Raw genomic sequence first — 20,413 nt, forward strand, 5'->3', positions numbered from 1 at the left:
CCAGCCTCGTGCGGACAATCGACACCGTCAGTGCGCGATCGCCTGCCGCGACCTCCGGGAGAACCAGCCGTGACAGGAGCATCAGTTCGTGGGCACGTCCACAAGGGCAAGGCTGACTTCTCCGACATCTACGACTGCCCGGACCCGCGCCGGTACTTCGAGCGTCTGCAACCGCTGGACTACCAGATCCCACAGCATGCTCAGGCAGTCTTCCGGACTCTGATCGACGCGCTGCACAGGCAGCGCCCGGCGGTGACACCGACGGTGCTGGACCTGTGCTGCTCCTACGGCATCAACGCCGCGCTGCTCAACCACACCCTGACACTGAGCGACCTGTACACCCACTACACCGACAAAGCCCTGACTCGGCTGACGGCCCGCCAACTCGCGGACATCGACGTCGAGTTCTTCGCACGCAGCCGCCGACCGGACGCGGTGCCGGTGGTGGGACTCGACTCGGCGGCCCGTGCCGTCCGCTACGCCACGTCCGTGGGGCTGCTGCAGGGCGGCTACGGCGAGAACCTCGAGGCCGCACCCGCGAGTGAGCGGCTGCGGCACGCCGCCGCGAGGACGGTCCTGGTGACCGTCACCGGTGGCATTGGCTATATCTACGCCAAGACCTTCGAGCGCCTGCTGGAGTGCCTCTCCACCCCGCCGTGGGTGGCCGTGTTCGCCTTGCGCACCGTCCCGTACCAGCCGATCGCCGACCTGCTCGCCGCACACGGCCTGGTCACCGAGCGGCTACGTACCCGCACCTTCCGGCAGCGCCGTTTCACCAACGCCCGCGAGCGCGACGCCACCCTGGCGGTCCTCGCCAAGGCCGGGCTGGACGCCCGTGGCCGGGAGGCGGACGGCTACTACCACACCGACCTCTACCTCTCCCGGCCACGGGCCGAGGCCGCTGCGCTGCCGTTGGGCGAGTTGCTCCCCGACCCCGTCGCACGCTGAGCGTCTACGTCGGCCCCAGCCCCCCGATCCACCCCTCCAGCACCGCGAAGTCCGCGTCCGTCAGCCCGTACCGGTGGTCCACGCGGTGGAGCAGGGCGCGCTCGGGGTGGTGGGCGGTCACCCAGGTCCGGTCGGCGTCGGTGATCTCGTCGTCGAGCCAGATGAAGGGCCGGCCGCCCGCGCGGGCGACGAGTGGCCGGGTCTTCCAGTGCAGGGGCCCCGGTGGGCACTGCTCGTCCGGCCAGTCCACCACGGGCAGCGGAGGCAGCCCGAGCCAGGACGCGACGCAGTCGTTCGCCTCGTCCATCCAGGTCGTGGCCCACACCAGCTCGCAGCCCAGCGCTGCCAGCCGCGGACCGAGCCCCGGGTCGATCCGGGTCAGCAGGGGATTACCGGTGGCGTGGGCGGAGGACCGGCCGCCCGCCTCGTACGCCGGGTAGGAACCGGCCGCCCCGAAGGGGATCAGCGTCCCGTCGACATCAAGGAAGAGGAGCAAGGGAGGGAAGGGAGCCACGGGAGACATCGAAAACTACTTTGCTCTTCTTCCCGGCCCGCCGCTACCGTCCCACCCATGACTGCCGGGTCGGCCACGGGCCACGAGCGAAACGGGTGCCCGGCCTCTGAATGAGGCTCGGGCGGGCCAGGGGCCCGCCTCTTTCTCTGCGCACACGGATATCCGCGAATCACGCGACTCCCGCGACAGAGAAAGAAGAGAATGCCCAACGACTTCAACCAGCACGTCATCGACAAGTTCCGCGCCAACAACGGCCGCGTCGGCGGCCCCTTCGAAGGTGCCCGCCTGCTCCTGCTGACCACCACCGGCGCCCGCACCGGCACCCCGCACACCACCCCCCTCGGCTACCTCCCCGACGGCGGCGACCGTGTCCTGGTCATCGCCTCGGCCGGCGGCTCCCCCCGGCACCCGCACTGGTTCCGCAACCTCCTCGCCCGGCCTCGCGCCACGGTCGAGAGCGGCGCGTTCACCTACGAGGCGCGGGCTGTCGTCCTTGAGGGCGAGGAACGCGACCACGCCTTCGCCCGTGCCGTCGAGGCGGACCCGGGCTGGGCGGCGTACCAGGAGAAGGCTGGGCGGATCATCCCCGTGGTGGCTCTGTACGACATCGCGGCCGGCGGTCCGCCGAACATCAACGCCGATTCGCCGGGCGAGGCACTCAAGGTGGTCCATGACGCCTTCCGCCGCGAACTCGCCCTGATCCGGAAGGAGATGAGCAGCGGCGACGGCGGCACCCTCGGCGCCCAGCTCCGCGTCAACTGCCTGGCCTTCTGCCAGGGCCTGCACAACCACCACACCGGCGAGGACATGGCCATGTTCCCGTTCCTGGCCGACCGGCACCCGGAGTTCGCCCCGGCGCTGGCCCGGCTGCGCGAGGAACACGAGCGGATCTCCGTACTCGTCGAGGACCTGCGCCGGGCGGTGTCCGCGGCTGACGCCGAACCGGCCACGGCCCGCACCGAGGTGGAGCGGCTGACGGCCGAGCTGGAGGCTCATCTGGCTTACGAGGAGCAGCAGTTGATTCCGCTCTTCCAAGCCGCCTGAGACAGGCAGGCAGGGGCGAGTACGGGCGACCGCGGCCGGTGTCAGAACGGCAGCGGTCGCCCGTGCACCACGTCCAGCCTCGACACCGCCCGCGTCAGGACGACGTACAGCCGGTGCAGGCCACGTTCCTCCGCCTCCGCGATGGTCGCCGGTTCGACGGCGACGACATGGTCGTACTCGAGGCCCTTGACGAGGCTCGCCGGAACCACCGTCACCCGGGCGGCCGGCTCGTCCGCCCCGGCCGCCGCGATCCCGGCCGCGCCGAGCGCGTCCCGAAGACGGGGCACGTCCGTGTCCGCGGCGATGACGCCGACGGAGCCCTCGCGGCTGAGCGCGTCCCGTACGCAGTCCACCGCCGTGCCGGGGACATCGTCCGTCGCGCGCAGCCGCAGTTCGCCGTCCGCGCGCAGGGAGCGGGCGGCCGGGACGTCGACGTCAAGTCGTTCCAGCAGCCGGTTGGCGAGTGCGACGACCGCCGTCGGGACCCGGAAGCCGCTGGTCAGCGGCACCACGGCCGCGTCCGGCTTCCCCAGGTGGCGCAGCAGTGTGTCCCACGTGCGCGCCGCCCACGGGGTCGTCCCCTGTGCCAGGTCGCCGAGCACCGTCAGCGAACCGAAGGACGCCCGGCGCGCGATGGCCCGGCACTCCATCGGGGAGAGGTCCTGAGCCTCGTCGACGACGACATGGCCGTAGCCCTCGGGATGTTCGACGAGCCCGGCCACCTCGTCGAGGAGGACGAGGTCGGCGGCCGACCACCGCGCCGACTTCCACGAGCGCGGCGGCCGCGCCCACAGCAGCGCCCGCTGCTCGTCGGCGTCGAGCAGCCCGTCGGCGGCCCGCGCCAGCTCGCGCGGGTCGGTGAGGAGTGCGGCGACGACCTCCTCGGGCCGTACGCGGGGCCATACGGCGTCGACGTACGCGCTCACCGCCCGCGCCCGTTCGATCTTCCGGACCCAGGCATTCGAAGGCGGCCCCGAACGCAGCTCGGCCTGCTCCTGGAGACGGCGCACGATCCGGGTCCGTACGCGTTCCCGGCCGATGCCGTACGGCAGCTGCTCGGCGAGCACGCCCGACACGATCGCCGTCAGCCTGGCGGCGGCGACACGCCAGCGGTACGACCCGTCCGGTACGGCGAGATCGCCGTGCCCGTCGGCCGACACGCGCGCGTAGAGGGTCCGGCGCAGTACCTCCGCCATGCGGGCGTCGTGCTTCACGGCGGCGGTCCGCTCGTCGTCGGCCCCGGTCACGGGGTGCCGGGCGATCTCGTCGCCGAGGGTCGACTGCCGTACGCCGGTCTCGCCGAGCGCCGGGAGCACCTCCGCGATGTAGGAGAGGAAGGTGCGGTTGGGGCCGAGGATCAGCAGGCCGGAGCGCCGGATGCGCTGCGGGTGGGTGTAGAGGAGGTAGGCGGCCCGGTGCAGCCCGACCGCGGTCTTCCCGGTCCCCGGCGCCCCCTGCACGCACACCGAGAGCGTGAGGTCACCGCGTACGAGGTCGTCCTGCTCGGGCTGGATGGTCGCGGCGATGTCGCGCATCGGCCCGACGCGGGGCCGCTCGATCTCGCGGGCGACGATGTCGCTCTCCCTGGCCTCAAGGTCCTCGCCCCGGCCGAGGTGCTCGTCCTCCAGCCCCGTCAGGTCGGCGGAGTCGCCCCGGCTGCCGGGGGCCCAGCCGAAGCGGCGGCGGACGGCGACGCCCTGCGGGTCGCGGGCGCTCGCCTGGTAGAAGGCGCGGGAGACGGGGGCGCGCCAGTCGACGACAAGGGGCGGGGCGGCCGGGTCTGCACTGATCCGCAGCCGCCCGAGGTGATAACGCTGCCCGGCGTGCTCTCCCTCCGCGAAGTCCAGCCGCCCGAAGAACAACGGCCCTTCGGGCAGTTCGCGCATCTCCTTGGCCTTGCTGCGCAGCTGGTATCCGAGCACTTCGGCGTCGGCACCGGAGGCGGAGACGTCCTCACCTGTGACGACCTGCTCCTGGGCTCCCTCGACCATGGCGGCGAGGGCGGCGCGGCAGGTGTCGTGGTGGGCGCGTTCGTGGCGGAGGTCCTGGCGAAGGTCCCCGTCGAGGTCCCCGTCGACGTCCTCGTCGAGGGCCGGTTCGGTTGACGTCATGCCCCGAGGATACGTGAATAACGTAACCAGGTTAATTTCTTCACCGAGTCACGGTCTCGCCTGTCTCCACGCTCAGGCGAGATGCGGCAGCCCCGCCCCCAGCGCCCCGAAGGCCCGCTGCGCCGCGGCCACGGCATCCGCCCGCACCTGCGCCACCGACTCCCCGTCGGCGATCCGCCGCCAGTTCTCCAGCGCGAGGATGCGCTGCACGGCGATGATCTGCCCGGCGGCGAGCCGTGCCTCCAGCCCGCCCCCGAGTGCCTCGGCCAACGCGGCCTCCGACCGCTCCAGGTACGCGTACATGCGGCCGGCCAGCGCGGGAGTCCCGTACAGCAGAGTGAGGAAGGCGAGGACCGCCGGGTGGTCGTTGAGCCCGGTGATCGGATCGCACCGCTCCAGCCCGTCGAGGAAGTTCCGTCGCAACGCGGCGATGGGCGTCGGCCCCCGCGCCACCACCCGCGCCGCCTCGTCCTCGTGGTCGGCGAACCGGTGCAGGACGAGGTCCTCCTTGGCCGGGAAATACCGGAAGAGGGTCGGCTTGGAGATCTCGGCCGCGGCGGCGACCTCTGCGACGGACACGGCGTCGAACCCCTTCTCGAGGAAGAGGCGGATGGCGATGTCCGACACGGCCTGGTACATCCGCTGCTTCTTGCGCTCGCGCAGGCCCGCATTGCCGCTGTTCATGGCTACGAAGCGTAGCCCCGGCGGCGGCGCGTCAGGGCCATCGCGGTCTGCCCCGGCGTCGGCACCGCGGCCGGCCCCAGCGGCTCCGCCGCGGCTTGCAGCACCTCGCACAGCCGGTGCACCGCCGCCCGCAGCGATGCGCCGTCGTCCAGTTCCAGCGCGGCCCTGATGGCGTCCGTGAAGAGAGCGAAGAGAGACTGCGCACGTCGGAAGCCGAGGATGCGCGGCAGGTCCTACAGCGACTCCGCCACCCCGATACTCGTCTCCTGGTCCGGACCCGGCTGCGGATCCGGGTCCCGCCGTAGGCCGGACGTCCAGTCGATGCCCCTGGGACGGTCCGCGTCCGGACACGACTCGGCCCTGCCGGTCCCGGGCCGGGACACACGGCGTCCGGTGGGCTTCGCCGTGGCGGACCGCCGCGCACCGTCGTCGGCGTGCCACAGGCGCAGCGCGCGCACCAGCGCCGGCCGGCTCTCGGGCTCCCCCGGCATCCTCAGCGGCTCCCAGGCCCGGCACAGCGCACGGCGCACCCGGTCCGCGGCGCGCTCGACGTCCTCCGGCAGCGGCTCGGCGGGCAGCGCGAGGGCGGCCCGCATCACGTCCGGGAACACCGACTGCACGTACTCGTAGCCCAGATAGGTGCCCAGGTCCGGATCCAGGCCGACGGTCAGGTCGGCGCGCCCCGACCGCCGCATCGCTTCCGCCCACAGCTCGGTCATGAGCTTGCGTTCCGACTCGTCGTAGTCCATGCGCACCAGGTGGGTCGCCAGATCGTGCAACGGGTCGCCGTACAGGCTGAGTTCCCAGTCGAGGACCGTGAGCCGTTCGCCGTCGGATGTCGGCGTGACCACGACGTTGGCGCGGTGGACGTCCGTGTGCAGCAGGACGAACGGGCGCCGGGCCGGGTCGGGCACGGTCCGCAGGAAGCGGCTCACGGCGTCGGCCGGTACGCCCACGCAGTCGAAAAGGCGCCCGAAGCGGGGCCGGTTGTCCTGATGGACCCGCTGCTCCGTGAACCGGGCCAGCCGGTGCAGGAAGCCCCGGCTGTCGTCGCCACGGGGCCAGTCGTCCGGCAGCTGCGGAAAGTCATCCGGGGGCATGCCGGCCAACCGGGCGAAGAAGTCGGCCAGCGCCGCCATCCGCTCCTCGCCGACCGGTTTCCCGGACGCCTCCTCGGCCAGGGAGTGACCAGGCACGTAGGCGTGCAGTGACCACTCACCGAAGTCCGCCAGACAGCGCGGAACGTCACCCAGCCGATCGCTCACCGCCCTCAGCACCTCGGACTCGCGCCAGATCCGGGGAACCACCTCGATGGTCTCGAAGGGCACCCGGAACTTGGCGCGCACCTGCCCGGACCCCATCCCCAGGAGGTACGCCAGTGGCTGCCCGAGCGGGAGGATGTGGTTGCTGTTGTGGTGACCGACGACGACCTCGCCGCCGGCCCGGCGACGGCGCGCCTCCGCGAAGAAACGCACCAGTGCGGTGCGGGTGCGGTGGGGCAGGTGGTGCAGCATGGCCGGAGGGTACAGGGTGCGAAGTGGTACTTCTCACGTTTGGCCATCATGTCCTGTCACGTTCGGCCATCATGTCCTGCCCTCCGCGTCAGCGGACCGAGGCTCAGAATCGCCCCGGCCACAAAGCCTGCAGCAACGGCTTCAGCGAGCTCATGATGCTCTGCGCAGGCACGCCGCCCTCCCGCATCCGCCGATGTGCCCCGGGGTTCCTCGCGTAGCCGAGGAAGCGGACTCCGGCCGCGCGTGCGGCGGCGTGGTCGGAGAGGGCGTCACCGATCATCAGCGAGGCCTCCGGTGCCGCGCCCATCGCCGTCAGGGCGCGGTTCAGCATCTCCGGATGCGGCTTGAGCAGCCTCAGTTCCTGGGTGCGGCCGTAAATGTGGGGATCGAAGCAGGAGAACAGACCTCGATCGTTCAGGTACGAGGTCACCGTGCGGGCCGAGTTGTTGGTCACGACGGCCAGCCGCGCCCCGACCGCCACCCAGGTCTGGATGAGCGGATCTGCGTACGCCGTCGGCATCGCGACCCGCGCCGCCCGCAACTCGTGCCGGGTGAGGTTCTCCTCGAGACCGGCGATCACATCGCTTCCCGGATACCGGGCGTGGAGCGAGCTCAGCGTCCCGTGCGGGTCCTTACTGAAACGTTCCTCCTCGGTGAGCATCCCGCCCAGTCCGCGGGTCTCCATCCACTCCACCTGATCCCGGGCGATGACATCGGCCGGGTGACCGGCGAACAGCCGGCAGATCGGTCCGTCGAAGTCGAAGAGGACATACCGTGTGCGCGCGACCAGTTCCCGGAGATCCTCGGCCTCACTCGTCACCAGTTCCGTCCGTCCCGTCTCAGCAGTCACTCAGCGAGTGTCTGTCCGGGAGCCTCCGAATCCCAGAGGGCATCGAAGTAATTCTTCGTGGCCCGTACGACCGCCGCCTCCTGTCCACCCCTGCTCTGCCGGTACTCGAACAGGTCCGAGTTGAATCCGCTGACGTCGAGGACGTCGAACTCGCCCACGCCGGGCAGCTCGTACGACTGCCGGCCGACCGGGTAGTCGCCCCGCAGGGCCAGCGTGTCGTTCAGCACGTACTTCTTCTCCGACGGCACGAAGCGCAGCGGCCGGAAGGTCACCTCGGTGTCGACGCCCTGGTAGCGCTTGAGGTTGGACAGATGGATGTTCATGGTCTCCATCTGCGCCTTGATCTGTGCCTTGATCTGCTCGTGGACCGGCTCCCTGAGGTCCGGCCGGTCCAGCGGTTCGGGGTAGGGCAGGGGGACGCCCGGCCCGGGCAGCAGGCACCGCACGGTGATCGATCTGGGGTGCGCCTCGCCCCTGGTGACGGCCGCGCACATCTCGGCGAGCGCCCACAGCAGGGTCTCCGCCGTGAAGCAGACGGCGTCGATGCGTACGTCGTCCGCCCGGAACGCCTCCGCCAGATACCTGATCAGGACGACCCGGGCCGCCCTGAACTGCTGCGGCTGCTCCGCCGGCACCTCGGCCACCCTCGGCGGGCTCCCCTTGGTCACGTTGGTCAGCAGCCCGTCGTGCTGGAGCATCGCCAGGGCCTGGCGAACGGTGCCGCGCTCGACGCCGAACTCCTCCGCGAGCACGGCCTGGGTGGGCAGGCGGTCCCCCGCTTCGAGGTCGCCGGCCCGGATCCGTTCGCGCAGGGCGTCGGCGATCTCCTGGGCCGAGGTTCTCCCGCTGCCGTTCACCACCGCGTACTCCTGGTTGACGTTTCTGCTTCGTGCGGCACCGGAAGCCGCCTGCGACACCGGTCAGCTGAGGGTCAGGTCCGTAGTAATGGTTTCCCAGAGTGCGTCGAACCATTTCTGTGACTGCTCCACGAACACGGCGTCCCGCTCGCCCGCACCCCGCTCGAAGGAGAAGAGGACGGACTCACCGCCCAGGACGTCGTACATGTCCATGGTCCCGCTCTCCGTGGTCTCCTCCCGAAGCTTGATCATGTAGTACGCCATCAGCGCCTCCGTTCCGTTGAGCAGGTACAGCTTCACCGGTGGGGTGAAGGGCAGCGCGCGGAAGGTGACGCGTACCTCGATGCCGTGGGAGGAGCGCAGGGAGCGGAGGTTGTGGCTCAGAACCTGGCCCTGGGCGTTGCGCATCGACAGCCACCGCTGGTGGACCGGGTCGTCGTCCCCGCGGCCGTCGACCGGGATCGGGAAGGCGAGGTTGATGTCCCGGGAGGGCAGCAGGATGCGGACGCCGATCGACTGGGGCCGGATACGACCCTCATGGATCATGCGGAGTGGTTCACCCAGGGCCATCATCAGGCTCTCGGCCGTGAGGCAGGCCGCGTCGATCCGTACGTGTGGTGCCGCGAAGGCCTCGATCAGGCGGGGGGCCAGCCCGACCATCGTCGGCTGGGGCATCTCGCTGACCGGGGTCGCATCCGCGATGCGCGGTGGGCTGCCCTTGCTCACGTTGCTGAGCAGACCGTCCTCCTGCAGGGCCCGCAGGGCCTGGCGGACGGTGCCGCGCTCGACGCCGAACTCCTCGGCGAGCACGGCCTGGGTGGGCAGGCGGTCCCCCGCTTTGAGGTCTCCGACGCGGATGCGTTCCCGCAGGACGTCGGCGACCTCCTCGGCCGAGAGTCTCCTGCTGCCGTTCACTGCCACGTTCTCCTGAGCCACGACCAAACGCTACAACTTAGATCCATCTACGGGGAGTTGTTTGAAAGTTGTTTATGACTGGCTACCAAGTGGGGACAAACTCATTGGAGTTGGTAGCCAACTTAACCGAGTTGGCGGAAGGTTTGCCTCCCATCAACCATCCTCTGGCCCCCCACACCCGTTCCGTCCGGCAGCCCGAAGGGGGAAACACCGTGCCTGCCGCCCTCACCCTCCTCTCCATCGTCCTCGTCGCCGGCCTCGAACAGACCGTCCAGTGGAAGTACGGCGCCGCCGGCGTCATCGGCCTGCTGCTGCTCACCATCGGCATCAAGGCGAAGAGCCCGGCGGTCAGCTCCATCGGGGCCGTCGTACTCGCCGCCCTGGTCACCAGGCCCGCTCTATGACGCACAACTGTCCAGGTCAACGCAGTGTGGGAGACATCAGCTCGTGAGCACCAGCTCCGAGCTGATCGTCTCCCACAGTGCGTTGAACCACAGGTTCGACTGTTCCACGAACGTCGTGTCCCGCAGGCCGGCGCCCTGCTCGAAGGCGAACAGCATCGACTGGGTGCCCTCCGCGTCGTACATCTCCAGCGGCTCATGGTCGATCTCCTCCTCGCGGCGCACCAGCGTGTAGTACGCGAAGAGGGCCTCCGCCCCGTTGAGGAGGTAGAGCTTGACGGGTGGCGTGAAGGGCAGCGCGCGGAAGGTCACCTGCACGTCGATGCCGTGCGTGGAGCGCAGGGACAACAGGTTGTGCCGGAGCACCTGCCCCTGGGCGTTGCGATGGGCCAGCCAGCGGCGCCGCAGCCGGTCGGGGTCCGACCGGTCGACCGGTGCTGGGAACGCCAGGTCGATGTCCCGGCTCGGCAGCAGGATCCGTACGTCGACCTTGGCCGGTTTTATTCGCCCCGCGTGGATCTGGCGCAGCGGCTCACCCATGGCGAGGGTGAGGGATACCGAGGTCAGGCACAGGGCGTCGATCTCGACGTGCGGGGCCGCGAAGGCGCCCGTGATGCGCGGGGCGAGGGCCACCATGGTGGGCTGCGGCGGAGCTTCCGGGCCGGCCAGGAGCCTGCCCAGGCCCAGGTCGGGGGCGACCGTCGCGGGGCTCCCTTTGGAGACGTTGGTGAGGAGCTGCTCCGCCTGCAGGACGCGCAGCGCCTCCCGCACGGCTCCGCGCTCGACGCCGAACTCATCGGCCAGTTTGGCCTGGGTGGGCATGCGCTGGCCCGGCCGCAGCACCCCGGACCTGATCCGGGTGCGCAGCTCGTCGGCCACCTCGTGGTGTGTCCTCTGTGGCTGCTGTGGCCTTTTCCGTCCATTGACGGAGGCGGGTTCCGGGTCCACAACCAAACACTACAACTTCCCGCCATCTTCCGGCAGTTCAGGGGAAGGTGGTTATGAGTCGCTTCCAAGCGGAGATAAGTACAGTGAAGTTGGTCGCCAACTTGAGCAACATGGTCAAGCTTTCAGGGGGTTGGCCACCAGGGGGACAAGGAGGGACCGTCATGCCGCTCATCGCCATCGCCGTCGCCGCCCTCGCCATCGGCTTCGAGCAGATCGTCCAGTGGAAGTACGGGCCGATGGGCCTCATCGCGTTCGCGGCGCTGACCGTCGGGCTCAAAGCCAAGAACACCCTGATCAGCGGCATCGGAGCGGTGATCCTCGTGATGCTGCTCGCCCAGTCCGGCTGACCGGGCTCCCTCCCGGAGGGGAGCCGGGAGCCTGGTCGGTCTGCACCACCGCACAACAACCACAACTGAACAGCCACAGCTACGGATGCGTGGCACCGCAATGCCGCCGGCAGGAAGGAGCACTCAGAACATGTCCGGGCACCAAGGACGCCTGGACGTACGCAGCAGGGCGTCGGCCACCCGGGCGGCGCCCGCTCGTTCTTCCCGCACCCGGCCCAGCGCCGCCAGCCGCACCGCCGACTCGTCGCCGAGCCACAGGGTCGCCAACTCGCCCACGTCCAGGGTGAGGTCGGCGTTCGCCGTGGTCGCCGTACAGACCCCGGTCCCGTCCGCCGCGGCTTCCAGCCGGTAGCGGCCGCCGGTGAGCCCGGCCCCGTCGACGACCTCCAGCACCAGCTCACCCGGTCCGCCGTACGTACGTGCTTCCAGGGCCCGTACGACGTCCAGGATCCGCACCCACAACCAGTCGGCCTGCGTGGTGATCCGGGCCGCCCTGAGGTCGGGGAAGCAGAAGGGGACCAGGTCGTCCGGGGCCCGCCAGCCCGTCTTCACCTGCGTGATCCAGTCGATCGAGCACAGGTACCGCCACAGGGCGCGCTCGGCGGCCGGGGTCGCCGCGATGAGCCACTTCACGCTCGCCGTGTTGCGCGGCTGCTTGGCGTCGTCCCACGTGTCGTCGCACTCGTACGACAGCAGGCCCTCGACCTCGCCGGCCGCCGAGCGGTACACCGCGTAGAAGGGCTCGGTCCACGACGAACGGAAGCGTACGACGCCCGTGTTCAGCCGCCACCACAGCTCGTCGCGGCTGACGGCGCCCGGCTGGGCCCGGCGCACGCGCTCGTGCAGCTCCGGTCCGAGCTTGCGGACGTCCTCGCCGTCCACCAGGTCGATACGGCCGCCGTCGTCCGGGACCGGACCGCGGGGGTCGAGGCCGGTGCGGGTGACGTCGACCGTCCACTCGGCCATCCAGGTGGCGGGGCCGAAGCCGTAGCGGCCGTAGATCGGGTACTCGGCCGCGATGAGCGTGGCGACGACGTCTCCGCGCTCCTTCGCCGCGGCCAGGTCCTGGCTCATCATGCGGGTGAGGAGGCCGCGGCGGCGGTGGGTGGCGGTGACGGTCACGTTGGAGATGGCGTCGGCGGGGACCGGGGTGCCGCCGACCGCCGTGAGCTCCTGGGCGAAGGAGCGGAAGGTGGCGACACAGCGCGCTCCGTCGAAGGCGCCGAGGAGTCTTCCCGGTACGAACTGGTTGCGGCGGGCCTCGATCTGCTCCTCCGGGAGGTTCGGCGCACGGAGGAAGCCGGTCTCCAGGGCGCGCTGCCACTCGCGGAACTCGGGCTCGGTGATCGGGCGGACGTCGATGTCGGGGCGGCGGGTCATGGAGTCACGGTAGGTGTGCGACGCGGGGGTGTCGCGCGGATTTTCCTCGCCCCCGCGGCCCGCACCCGTCCCGCCCCGTCCGTCAGCCGAGCAAGTCGTCCACCTGCGCTTCCCCCTCGCGGTACCGGCGGGCGATCTCCGCGCTGCAGTCGTCCGCCGTCCGCTGCAGCCGCTGCCGCCGGCGGGACACCTGCTGCTCGTATCGCACGAGCCGCCCCATCGCCTCGCTCAGCTCCGGGTCGGTGCGGGCGTCCAGGTCCGACAGTTCGACCTCGGCGAGCATCTCCGCGGCAAGCAGCCGGTACTCCTCGCTGTGCGGGGTGCCCAGTGTCACGTGGCGGGCCGAGGAGCGGTGTGTGGCCGGGGCGTCGGTGAGGATCTCCGGGAGCCGGTCGAAGACGGACGCCTCGCCCGGGTCGTCCACGATGGATGCCGGACCGCGCCGGGCCAGCTCCGCACGCAGGATGTCGATCCGGCCCTGCAACAGCCGCCGTACATAGCTGAGGTCGGCCTCGTCGCGCTGGGCGTCCCGGCGCAGGGTGCGCAGCTCGATCAGGCTCAGTACGGCCAGGTCGTACTCGGGAGGCTCGGCGGCCAGCCACGGGCTGTCGGTGCGCTGCGCGGGCGGTCGGGGGGCAGCCGCAGGCGGCTGCCCGGTACGCCCGGTACTCGGTGTGCTCATGTGCCTCTACCGTCCCCTCGACCGGCGTGTGGCGCCATCGTGCCACCCCAAGTGGCCGCTATGTGAACGAGTACCCCCGATCGGCCCCAGATGGGAGGATAGGGATCAAAAAAGACCTGGTCCGGACCATTCCCGGACCGTTCTTCGGGCGGTTCTTCGCCGACCGGCATGATGGTCGTATGCGTGCAGTGGTGCAGAGAGTGGACGGCGCGAGCGTCGTCGTGGACGGCGAGACGGTCGGGGAGGTCATCGGCGAGGGGTTGTGCGTCCTCGTCGGGGTGACCCACGAGGACACCAAGGAGAAGGCGGCCCAGCTCGCCCGCAAGCTGTGGTCGATCCGCATGCTGCAGGACGAGAAGTCGTGCAGCGACGTCGACGCCCCGCTCCTCGTGATCAGCCAGTTCACCCTCTACGGAGACGCCCGCAAGGGCCGCCGCCCCACCTGGAACGCGGCCGCCCCCGGCGATGTCGCCGAGCCCCTGGTCGACGAGGTGGTCGCCCAGCTGCGCGCCCTGGGCGCGACGGTGGAGACGGGCCGGTTCGGCGCGCAGATGCGGGTGTCGCTGACGAACGACGGCCCGTTCACCGTGCTCGTCGAAATCTGATCAGGGCTCCACGACGACTTCCTGCGCCGCCGCCGTCTCCCCCGCCAGCAGCCGCGCGTCAAGCGGCACGTTCCGCTTCACCAGCGCGAGCGCGATCGGGCCGAGCTCGTGGTGGCGTACGGATGTCGTGACGAATCCGATCTTGCGGCCGTCGGGGCCCTCGTCCGCGACCCGGATCTCCGTGCCGTGAGCCGGCAGGTGGACCTCGCTGCCGTCGAGGTGCAGGAAGACCAGGCGGCGCGGGGGCTTGCCCAGGTTCTGGACGCGGGCGACCGTCTCCTGACCCCGGTAGCAGCCCTTCTGGAGATGGACCGCGCTGCCGATCCAGCCCAGCTCGTGCGGGATGGTGCGGTGGTCGGTCTCGAAGCCCAGGCGCGGCTGGTGGTGCTCGACGCGCAGCGCCTCGTGCGCGAGGAGTCCGACCGGCGGGCCGGCCTTCGCCGCGTACGCCTCCAGGTCCGTACGGGGGAGGAGGAGATCACGGCCGTACGCCGTCTCGCGTACGACGACACCCGCCGGTACCTCGGCGATGGACCCGGCGGGCAGGTACACGACGGCGAACTCGTCCGTCCGGTCGGCGACTTCCACCCGGTAGAAGAACTTCATCGACTCCAGGTACGCGATCAGCGCGTCCCGGGTGCCGGGCTCCACGTGGGCCCAGGTGGTCGTGCCGTCGTCCACCAGGTACAGGGCGTGCTCGATGTGACCGTGCGCGGACAGGATCAGCGCCTCGGTGGCCTCACCCACGGGCAGCTCGCTGACGTGCTGGGTGAGCAGCAGGTGCAGCCAGCTCAGCCGGTCGTCGCCGGTGACGGCGATGACCCCGCGGTGCGAGAGGTCGACGAATCCGGTGCCGTCGGCGAGGGCACGCTGCTCGCGGAACAGGTCGCCGTAGTGGGCGGCGACGCCTTCGTCCACGCCCTCGGCGGGGACGGCGCCGGGCAGGGACAGCAGTGGGCTCTTCATGTAGGTAAGCCTACGACTTGGTAATTGAACTCTTGAGGGAGCAGTCCTTGCACCGGCCGAAGATCGCGAAGTGCTTCATGTCGGTGTCGAAGCCCAAGGTCTCGCGCAGCTTGGCGGTGAAGTCGGCGACCACCTCGACGTCCGCCTCGATGACGTTCGAGCAGTCGCGGCAGACGAGGTGGATGTGGTGGTGCCGGTCGGCGAGGTGGTACGTCGGCGCGCCGTGCCCGAGGTGGGCATGGCTGACCAGCCCGAGCTCCTCCAGGAGCTCCAGGGTCCGGTAGACCGTGGAAATGTTGACCCCCGACGCCGTCTTCCTCACTTCCACGAGGATGTCGTCGGGGGTCGCGTGCTCAAGGGTGTCCACGGCTTCGAGCACGAGTTGCCGCTGCGGCGTCAGCCGGTAGCCGCGCTGCCGCAGATCGGTCTTCCAGTCTGTACTTCCGGTGCTCACCACACCGGAAAGTCTAGGACGACGTCAGCCACCCAGGCATTCGTCCCGGGTTCGCAGCTCAGGCCGTCGATGGCTTCGACGTCCCGGCCGCGTCATGCCGCCTCACACCACAAGGGGAGCGAACAGGTGACCCAAGACGGGTCTCACTTGAAGAAAGCGATCCCGTCGTCCGGCATGTCGTCGGGCAGGGCCTTGGCCCAGCGCTCCACGTCCTCCGGGGTGACGACCTTCTTCAGGTGCGCCGACATGTAGGGGCGCAGCTCGACCTCGGGGGTCTGCTTCTCGCCGACCCACATGAGGTCGCTCTTGACGTAGCCGTACAGGCGCTTGCCGCCGGTGTAGGGGCGGGAGGCGGCCGTCCGGGCCACCGCGTCCGTGACGAGGTCGATCTGCGGCTTCTTGTCGGCGAGCTCGCCGTACCAGATCTCGATGACACCGTCGTCGCGGGTCATCGTGGCCTCGACCTTGCGGTCGGCGTCGATCCGCCAGAAGCCGGACTCCGACTCCAGGGGCCTGACCTTGTTCCCGTCCTTGTCCAGGACCCAGGTGTGGGAGTGGTACTCCAGGAAGTCCCGGCCGTCGTGCGTGAAGGTGACCTCCTGGCCGAAGTTGCACTTCTCGGAACCGGGGAAGTCGTGCACGCCGGCGCCGGCCCAGTTGCCGAGCAGGAAGGCGAGGGGGACGAGGTCCTTGTGAAGGTCCGACGGGATCTCGATCATGAGCAGCAGTCCCTAGAGGTTGTTCAGCGCTGACCCTGGTACAGCTTCTTCACGGTCAGCCCGGCGAAGGCGAGGACGCCGACGCAGACCAGGACCAGCAGGGTTTCGAAGAAGATCTCCACGGGGTGCTCCTTGGGATGAGCGTGTTTCGCACGTAGACAAGGCCGGGCCCCAGCTTACGCGGCTGGGGCCCGGCCTTCTCCGTGAGGTACGCCCTGCGGGGTCAGCCGAGGAGCTGGCTCTGCAGCATCACCGTCTGCTGGAAGGGAACGGCCTTCGCGGCGCCCTTCCTGGTCTGCAGGATCACCGCGTAGACGTCACCGGCGGAGAGGTAGGCCTGGCGGACCTGCTCGGGCCCGTAGGGCTTCGCCTCGACGTAGGCGGTGCGGGCGATCCCCGAGACGGCCACCTCCGGGAAGTCCTCGTCGTAGGTGGCGTCGACGGCACCGCGCACCTGGTAGGTCGGGCTGGTGTACGCGATGGCGTCGCTCGCGAGCGTCTTCTCCACGACGGCCGCCGTGCCGAACTGGAGCAGGTAGATCCGGGTCCGGGTGCCGTCCGGGGTGGTCCAGCCGCGGGCCGCGATGTGCCGGAGACCGGAGTCGACGAGCTTCTGCCGGAGCTCGTCGCGGTCCTCTTTCTGTGCGTACTCCGCCAAGTAGTCCTCGGTCTTCAGCCAACCGTCCGAACCGCTCAGTGCCTTGTCCTGCGTCGCTCCCTCGGGGGCGGGCAGGAGCAGGGCGCGCAGATCGGCATAGTGGGCGCCCGCCGTGTTCGCCTCGGCGAAGGGCGCGGGGCTGCCCGACGGCAGCGGCGGCTTGACGAGCGCGGGGAACTCCCAGCGCCCGTCCGACTCCGTCGCCAGCCCCGGTACGTCCGTCCGCTCCATCCCCGTGATCCCGTACGCCGTCGCCGTCCCGACCGCCCCGAAGACAGCGACGGCGGCGGTCCAGCGGAGGACGGCACGCAGTACACGGCGGTCCTTGGTGGGCTGGGCGGCCAAGGGGGCGGTCGCCACGGCCTCAGGGGCCGGGGTGACGATCGGCTCGACCACGGAGACCGCAGCGGCGATCGGCTCGACCACGGAGACCGGAGCGGCGATCGGCTCGACCTCCGGGTTTGTTTCGGTGGTCGCCGCAGCCTCCGGCTCCGTGACCTGGTGCTGCTCGGTCATACCGCCTCCCCCGGCTCGGCAATGCGGTCGAGTTGTGTGCGCAGGAGCGTCGCGACGCCCTTGGTGTCGAGTGGCTTCACGCCATCCGCGGTGGCCGTGACCAGGACGTTTCCCACGTACGCGGAGCAGAACATCGTGTCGAGGTCCTCGTCGGCGTCCTTGGGCGGCAGGAAGCACTTGGCGTTCTTGTGGCCCTTGATCTCCGGGCCCTTGCGGAAGACGTCCAGGGCGTCGAGGAACTCGTTCTGGAACGTCGACATCTCCCGGACCGCGGCCTTGCTGTCCATCTGGGCCAGCACGATGCTCACCGCGTAGATGTCGTCGTTGTCGTAGGTGCTGGCCTTGCGGCTGTAGTAACTGCGCATCGCCATGCCCTTGATGCGCTGCTTGTCGATCTGCTGCTCCAGCCGCTTGCGCTGGGAACGGGGCAGGTCGCTCAGCGACTGCTTCCGCAGGGCCGTGGCCTGGGCGCCGCTCAGCTGCACGTCGGCGCCGAACTCCGCGAGGTCCGGCCCCCTGCTCCAGCCGTCGTTCCCGTACGGCACGAGCATCCCGGCGAGCCCCTGCTGGGTCGCCGCTTTCTTCTCCTCCGCCGTGACCTTCGGAAACTTCCAGACGGGAGCACCCGCGTCACGGTCGGCTCCGTCCACGGTCACGACGGTGTATCCCACCCCGGCGACGACGGCCCCGGCCAGCAGCACAGACCCGGCGACGGCCGCGAGGCGCCCCCGGCGGACGGGCTTCCTGACGGGCTCGGGCACGGCAGCGTCAGGCACGGCAGTCTCGGGCACCGTGACCGGCTCGGGCACCGCGGCCGGCTCGGGCACCGCAACCGGTTCGGACACCGCGGCCGGCTCGGGCACCGCAACCGGTTCGGGCACCGCGGCCGGCTCGGCCGGCTCGCTCTGCTTCTCGCTCACAGCTGCTCCATCTGCCGCTTGGCCAGGTCCGTGATCGTCTTCTTGGCGATCGGCTTGTCGCCCCAGACCCAGATCTCCATCGCGATGTCGCCACGCCAGGCGTGCGCCTCCGCGTTGTACACCGGCAGGTAGCCGGGCTCGGTGTCGGGCCGGGTGTGGACGTACGCCATGCCGTCCCCGGTGCCGGGGACGCTCCAGCTGTCGGTGGCGTCCTCCTTCTCCGCCCAGTACTGGCCGTCGTCGCTGGAGCCCTCGGCCGCCATGTCTTCTTCCTGCCGGAACTGGACCAGCCGGATCTCCACGCTGTACGCGCTGCCGACGTCCCAGCCGGTGACGGCCGCCCGGCGGAACTCCTCGCCGACCAGGTCGGGGTAGGCCTCGCCCGGCTCGGTGAAGCTGTCGGCGTAACCGGCCAGGTCCATCCAGCCGTCGTCGGCCACCCAGTCGGCCTCTTTCGCGCCGTGCGGCTTCTTCAGCAGCAGCTTCCGCAGGTCGCCGTCGGTCTTCACTTGGCGGTCCTGCGCGGCCGACAGCGGCTCGGGGCCCTCGCCCTTGGCCTGCGGCAGCGTGGGCTGGGAGAGCGGCGGCAGCTTCGTCGGCTCGCGGTCGGCCTGGACGAGGTAACCGCCGCAGGTGCCGGCGACCAGGCCGAGCGCGGCGGCGCCGACAATCAGCAGCGCCGTACGCCCGTGGCGGCGCGGCCGGGGCACAACGGGAGTACTGGGCATGTCCGGCACATCAGATCCACCAGGTGCATCAGGTGCTTCGGGTACTACTTCGGGTCCTTCCAAGACGTCCCCCCACAGAACGTGAAGCGTCGATTCCGTATATGCGCTTCACAGGAGACTCATGGCCAACACACCTAGTTGTAAGGGAGTTGATTACGATTCAGACATGGCAAAGAAGCTCGTGATCAAGGTGACGGCGGGGGCCGATGCGCCCGAGCGCTGCTCGCAGGCGTTCACGGTCGCGGCAGTGGCCGTGGCCAGCGGGGTCGAGGTCTCCCTGTGGCTGACCGGTGAGTCCTCATGGTTCGCGTTGCCCGGCCGGGCCGCCGAGTTCGAGCTGCCGCACGCGGCTCCGCTGCCCGATCTGATCGACTCGGTTCTGGCGGGCGGCCGCCTGACCCTGTGCACGCAGTGCGCGGCCCGCCGGGACATCACGGAGAAGGACGTCATCGAGGGCGTGCGGATCGCGGGCGCACAGGTGTTCGTTCAGGAGGCGCTGGGGGACGAGACGCAGGCGCTCGTCTACTGAGACCTACTCGGACTGCTCGACCCACAGGCAGAAGGGGTGTCCCGAGGGATCGAACAGGACGCGTACGTCGTCCTGCGGCTGGTGTGCGGCGAGCCGGGCCCCCTCGGCCACGGCTCGCGCCGTCTCCGTCTCCAGGTCGTCGACCTCGATGTCCAGGTGCAGCATCATCTGCTGCTCTCCGGGATTCCGGGTGGGCCACACCGGTGGGACGTACTCGGGCTCGGTCTGGAAGGACAGGGCCGTGCCCGCGCTGCCCGGCGGCGGGCCGATGAGCACCCAGTCGGGTTCGTCGGCGCGCACCTCGTAGCCGAGCAGACGCTGATAGAACCCGGCCAGCTCGTGCGCGTCACGCGCGTCGAGCACCACGGTGGACAGCCTCGTAGGCGACATGCCTGTCTTCCTACCGGGGCCGCTTCTTCCCGTCCAGCTCGTCCCACCACTCGTCGGACTTGGGATCACCGGAGGGATCGTCCCACCACCGGTCCTCGGGGCCCCGCCGGTTGGCCACCATCGCGGCGAGCGGGGGGATGACCATGGCCACCACACACATGCCGACAGCCACGGGGATCGACCAGAGGCGTACGACCGCCCACGCCAGGACGAAGAGACCGATGCAGGTCCCCATCATGGCGAAGTAGACGTGCCGTCGCCGTGCGTACATACCTCCAGCGTAGGCCCGCAACACCGCCGAGGCCGAGGGGGCGACGTGCCGTCGCCGTGCGGACATACCTCCAGCGTGGGACCGGAAACGCCGAAGGGCCGCACCCCAGGCGTCCAACCCGCGGGGTGCGGCCCTTCAGTGGTTCACGGTGTCGTTCAGACCGCGATCGCGACCTCCGCGAGGCCCCCCTGCTGGGCGACGACCGTGCGGTCGGCGGTGGCGCCGGGGACGAGGGCGCGGACGGTCCAGGTGCCCTCGGCCGCGTAGAAGCGGAACTGACCCGTGGCCGAGGTCGGGACCTCGGCGGTGAACTCGCCGGTCGAGTCCAGCAGGCGGACGTAGCCGACCACGGGCTCGCCGTCCTTCGTCACCTGGCCCTGGATCGTGGTCTCACCGGGCTTGATCGTCGAGGCGTCCGGGCCGCCGGCCTTCGCTCCACACATGTCGTACTCCTGAAGGGGG

General features: G+C 70.3%; 25 protein-coding genes. 6 read left to right on the plus strand and 19 right to left on the minus strand.

The window, feature by feature from the left end; genetic code table 11:
* Positions 1–69: 69 nt before the first annotated feature.
* On the plus strand, positions 70–948 hold the full coding sequence (locus tag ABT114_RS25635; protein WP_351145196.1) for a hypothetical protein: 879 nt from the start codon (positions 70–72) through the stop codon (positions 946–948).
* Positions 949–952: 4 nt separating this feature from the next.
* Here ABT114_RS25635 and ABT114_RS25640 read toward each other — a convergent pair whose 3' ends face one another.
* Positions 953–1,444, minus strand: a complete 492-nt coding sequence (locus ABT114_RS25640; protein WP_351145293.1) for an HAD domain-containing protein — start codon at positions 1,442–1,444, stop codon at positions 953–955.
* 219 nt (positions 1,445–1,663) lie between these two features.
* Here ABT114_RS25640 and ABT114_RS25645 point away from each other — a divergent pair, with 219 nt between their 5' ends.
* Positions 1,664–2,506 (plus strand): nitroreductase/quinone reductase family protein, encoded by an 843-nt coding sequence (locus tag ABT114_RS25645; protein WP_351145197.1) that lies wholly within the window; start codon positions 1,664–1,666, stop codon positions 2,504–2,506.
* 41 nt (positions 2,507–2,547) lie between these two features.
* On the opposite strand, the gene ABT114_RS25650 is transcribed toward ABT114_RS25645, so the two are convergent.
* From ABT114_RS25650 to ABT114_RS25675, 6 genes are all read right to left on the minus strand, one after another.
* A complete protein-coding gene (locus ABT114_RS25650) occupies positions 2,548–4,617 on the minus strand; it encodes a HelD family protein (RefSeq protein ID WP_351145198.1) in 2,070 nt (689 codons plus the stop codon).
* A gap of 72 nt (positions 4,618–4,689) precedes the next feature.
* A complete protein-coding gene (locus ABT114_RS25655) occupies positions 4,690–5,301 on the minus strand; it encodes a TetR family transcriptional regulator (protein ID WP_351145199.1) in 612 nt (203 codons plus the stop codon).
* Between the two features lie 233 nt (positions 5,302–5,534).
* A complete protein-coding gene (locus ABT114_RS25660; RefSeq protein WP_351145200.1) occupies positions 5,535–6,815 on the minus strand; it encodes a phosphotransferase family protein in 1,281 nt (426 codons plus the stop codon).
* A 103-nt stretch (positions 6,816–6,918) separates the two neighbouring features.
* Entirely contained in the window at positions 6,919–7,665 is a 747-nt protein-coding gene (locus tag ABT114_RS25665) for an HAD family hydrolase (RefSeq protein ID WP_351145201.1), read from the minus strand.
* A complete protein-coding gene (locus ABT114_RS25670) occupies positions 7,662–8,582 on the minus strand; it encodes a FadR/GntR family transcriptional regulator (protein ID WP_351145202.1) in 921 nt (306 codons plus the stop codon). The genes ABT114_RS25665 and ABT114_RS25670 overlap by 4 nt, the downstream gene beginning before the upstream one ends.
* A gap of 3 nt (positions 8,583–8,585) precedes the next feature.
* Complete coding sequence (locus ABT114_RS25675) at positions 8,586–9,464, minus strand: GntR family transcriptional regulator (RefSeq protein ID WP_351145203.1); 879 nt, start codon at positions 9,462–9,464, stop codon at positions 8,586–8,588.
* A 185-nt stretch (positions 9,465–9,649) separates the two neighbouring features.
* Between ABT114_RS25675 and ABT114_RS25680 the strand changes: the two genes are divergently transcribed.
* Complete coding sequence (locus tag ABT114_RS25680; RefSeq protein WP_351145204.1) at positions 9,650–9,841, plus strand: hypothetical protein; 192 nt, start codon at positions 9,650–9,652, stop codon at positions 9,839–9,841.
* Between the two features lie 36 nt (positions 9,842–9,877).
* Here the strand turns inward: ABT114_RS25680 and ABT114_RS25685 are convergent, their stop codons facing one another.
* The gene (locus tag ABT114_RS25685; RefSeq protein ID WP_351145205.1) at positions 9,878–10,792 is read right to left on the minus strand and encodes a FadR/GntR family transcriptional regulator; all 915 of its coding nucleotides are present in this window, start codon (positions 10,790–10,792) and stop codon (positions 9,878–9,880) included.
* 155 nt (positions 10,793–10,947) lie between these two features.
* Here ABT114_RS25685 and ABT114_RS25690 point away from each other — a divergent pair, with 155 nt between their 5' ends.
* Entirely contained in the window at positions 10,948–11,133 is a 186-nt protein-coding gene (locus tag ABT114_RS25690) for a hypothetical protein (RefSeq protein WP_351145206.1), read from the plus strand.
* Between the two features lie 123 nt (positions 11,134–11,256).
* Here the strand turns inward: ABT114_RS25690 and ABT114_RS25695 are convergent, their stop codons facing one another.
* Both ABT114_RS25695 and ABT114_RS25700 read right to left on the minus strand, forming a co-directional pair.
* The gene (locus ABT114_RS25695; protein WP_351145207.1) at positions 11,257–12,513 is read right to left on the minus strand and encodes a GNAT family N-acetyltransferase; all 1,257 of its coding nucleotides are present in this window, start codon (positions 12,511–12,513) and stop codon (positions 11,257–11,259) included.
* A gap of 82 nt (positions 12,514–12,595) precedes the next feature.
* Entirely contained in the window at positions 12,596–13,195 is a 600-nt protein-coding gene (locus ABT114_RS25700; protein ID WP_351145208.1) for an RsiG family protein, read from the minus strand.
* 179 nt (positions 13,196–13,374) lie between these two features.
* On the opposite strand from ABT114_RS25700, the gene dtd reads away from it, so the two are divergent.
* The gene (gene dtd / locus ABT114_RS25705) at positions 13,375–13,800 is read left to right on the plus strand and encodes a D-aminoacyl-tRNA deacylase (RefSeq protein WP_351145209.1); all 426 of its coding nucleotides are present in this window, start codon (positions 13,375–13,377) and stop codon (positions 13,798–13,800) included.
* Here the strand turns inward: dtd and ygfZ are convergent, their stop codons facing one another.
* The 6 genes from ygfZ to ABT114_RS25735 form a co-directional block, all read right to left on the minus strand.
* Entirely contained in the window at positions 13,801–14,766 is a 966-nt protein-coding gene (ygfZ, locus tag ABT114_RS25710; RefSeq protein ID WP_351145210.1) for a CAF17-like 4Fe-4S cluster assembly/insertion protein YgfZ, read from the minus strand.
* A gap of 10 nt (positions 14,767–14,776) precedes the next feature.
* Entirely contained in the window at positions 14,777–15,223 is a 447-nt protein-coding gene (locus ABT114_RS25715) for a Fur family transcriptional regulator (protein WP_351145211.1), read from the minus strand.
* A 140-nt stretch (positions 15,224–15,363) separates the two neighbouring features.
* Complete coding sequence (locus ABT114_RS25720; protein ID WP_351145212.1) at positions 15,364–15,939, minus strand: heme-binding beta-barrel domain-containing protein; 576 nt, start codon at positions 15,937–15,939, stop codon at positions 15,364–15,366.
* Between the two features lie 223 nt (positions 15,940–16,162).
* Positions 16,163–17,113: a hypothetical protein gene (locus ABT114_RS25725; RefSeq protein ID WP_351145213.1), complete on the minus strand. Its 951-nt coding sequence runs from the start codon at positions 17,111–17,113 to the stop codon at positions 16,163–16,165.
* The gene (locus tag ABT114_RS25730) at positions 17,110–17,904 is read right to left on the minus strand and encodes a hypothetical protein (protein WP_351145294.1); all 795 of its coding nucleotides are present in this window, start codon (positions 17,902–17,904) and stop codon (positions 17,110–17,112) included. Before ABT114_RS25730 ends, ABT114_RS25725 begins: the two co-directional genes overlap by 4 nt.
* Positions 17,905–18,029: 125 nt before the next feature.
* Positions 18,030–18,761 (minus strand): hypothetical protein, encoded by a 732-nt coding sequence (locus ABT114_RS25735; protein ID WP_351145214.1) that lies wholly within the window; start codon positions 18,759–18,761, stop codon positions 18,030–18,032.
* A gap of 166 nt (positions 18,762–18,927) precedes the next feature.
* Between ABT114_RS25735 and ABT114_RS25740 the strand changes: the two genes are divergently transcribed.
* Complete coding sequence (locus ABT114_RS25740) at positions 18,928–19,290, plus strand: DsrE family protein (protein ID WP_351145215.1); 363 nt, start codon at positions 18,928–18,930, stop codon at positions 19,288–19,290.
* Between the two features lie 3 nt (positions 19,291–19,293).
* Here the strand turns inward: ABT114_RS25740 and ABT114_RS25745 are convergent, their stop codons facing one another.
* The 3 genes from ABT114_RS25745 to ABT114_RS25755 all read right to left on the minus strand — a co-directional run bounded on the left by ABT114_RS25745 (position 19,294) and on the right by ABT114_RS25755 (position 20,394).
* Positions 19,294–19,680, minus strand: a complete 387-nt coding sequence (locus tag ABT114_RS25745) for a VOC family protein (RefSeq protein WP_351145216.1) — start codon at positions 19,678–19,680, stop codon at positions 19,294–19,296.
* Positions 19,681–19,690: 10 nt separating this feature from the next.
* Positions 19,691–19,951 carry a DUF3099 domain-containing protein gene (locus tag ABT114_RS25750; protein WP_351145217.1) on the minus strand — a complete coding sequence of 87 codons (261 nt, stop codon included), beginning with the start codon at positions 19,949–19,951 and terminating at the stop codon, positions 19,691–19,693.
* A 155-nt stretch (positions 19,952–20,106) separates the two neighbouring features.
* Positions 20,107–20,394: a DUF1416 domain-containing protein gene (locus ABT114_RS25755; RefSeq protein ID WP_003991226.1), complete on the minus strand. Its 288-nt coding sequence runs from the start codon at positions 20,392–20,394 to the stop codon at positions 20,107–20,109.
* Positions 20,395–20,413: the final 19 nt, after the last annotated feature.

The organism is Streptomyces sp. NPDC002088 (assembly GCF_040296605.1).
GTDB lineage: Bacteria > Actinomycetota > Actinomycetes > Streptomycetales > Streptomycetaceae > Streptomyces.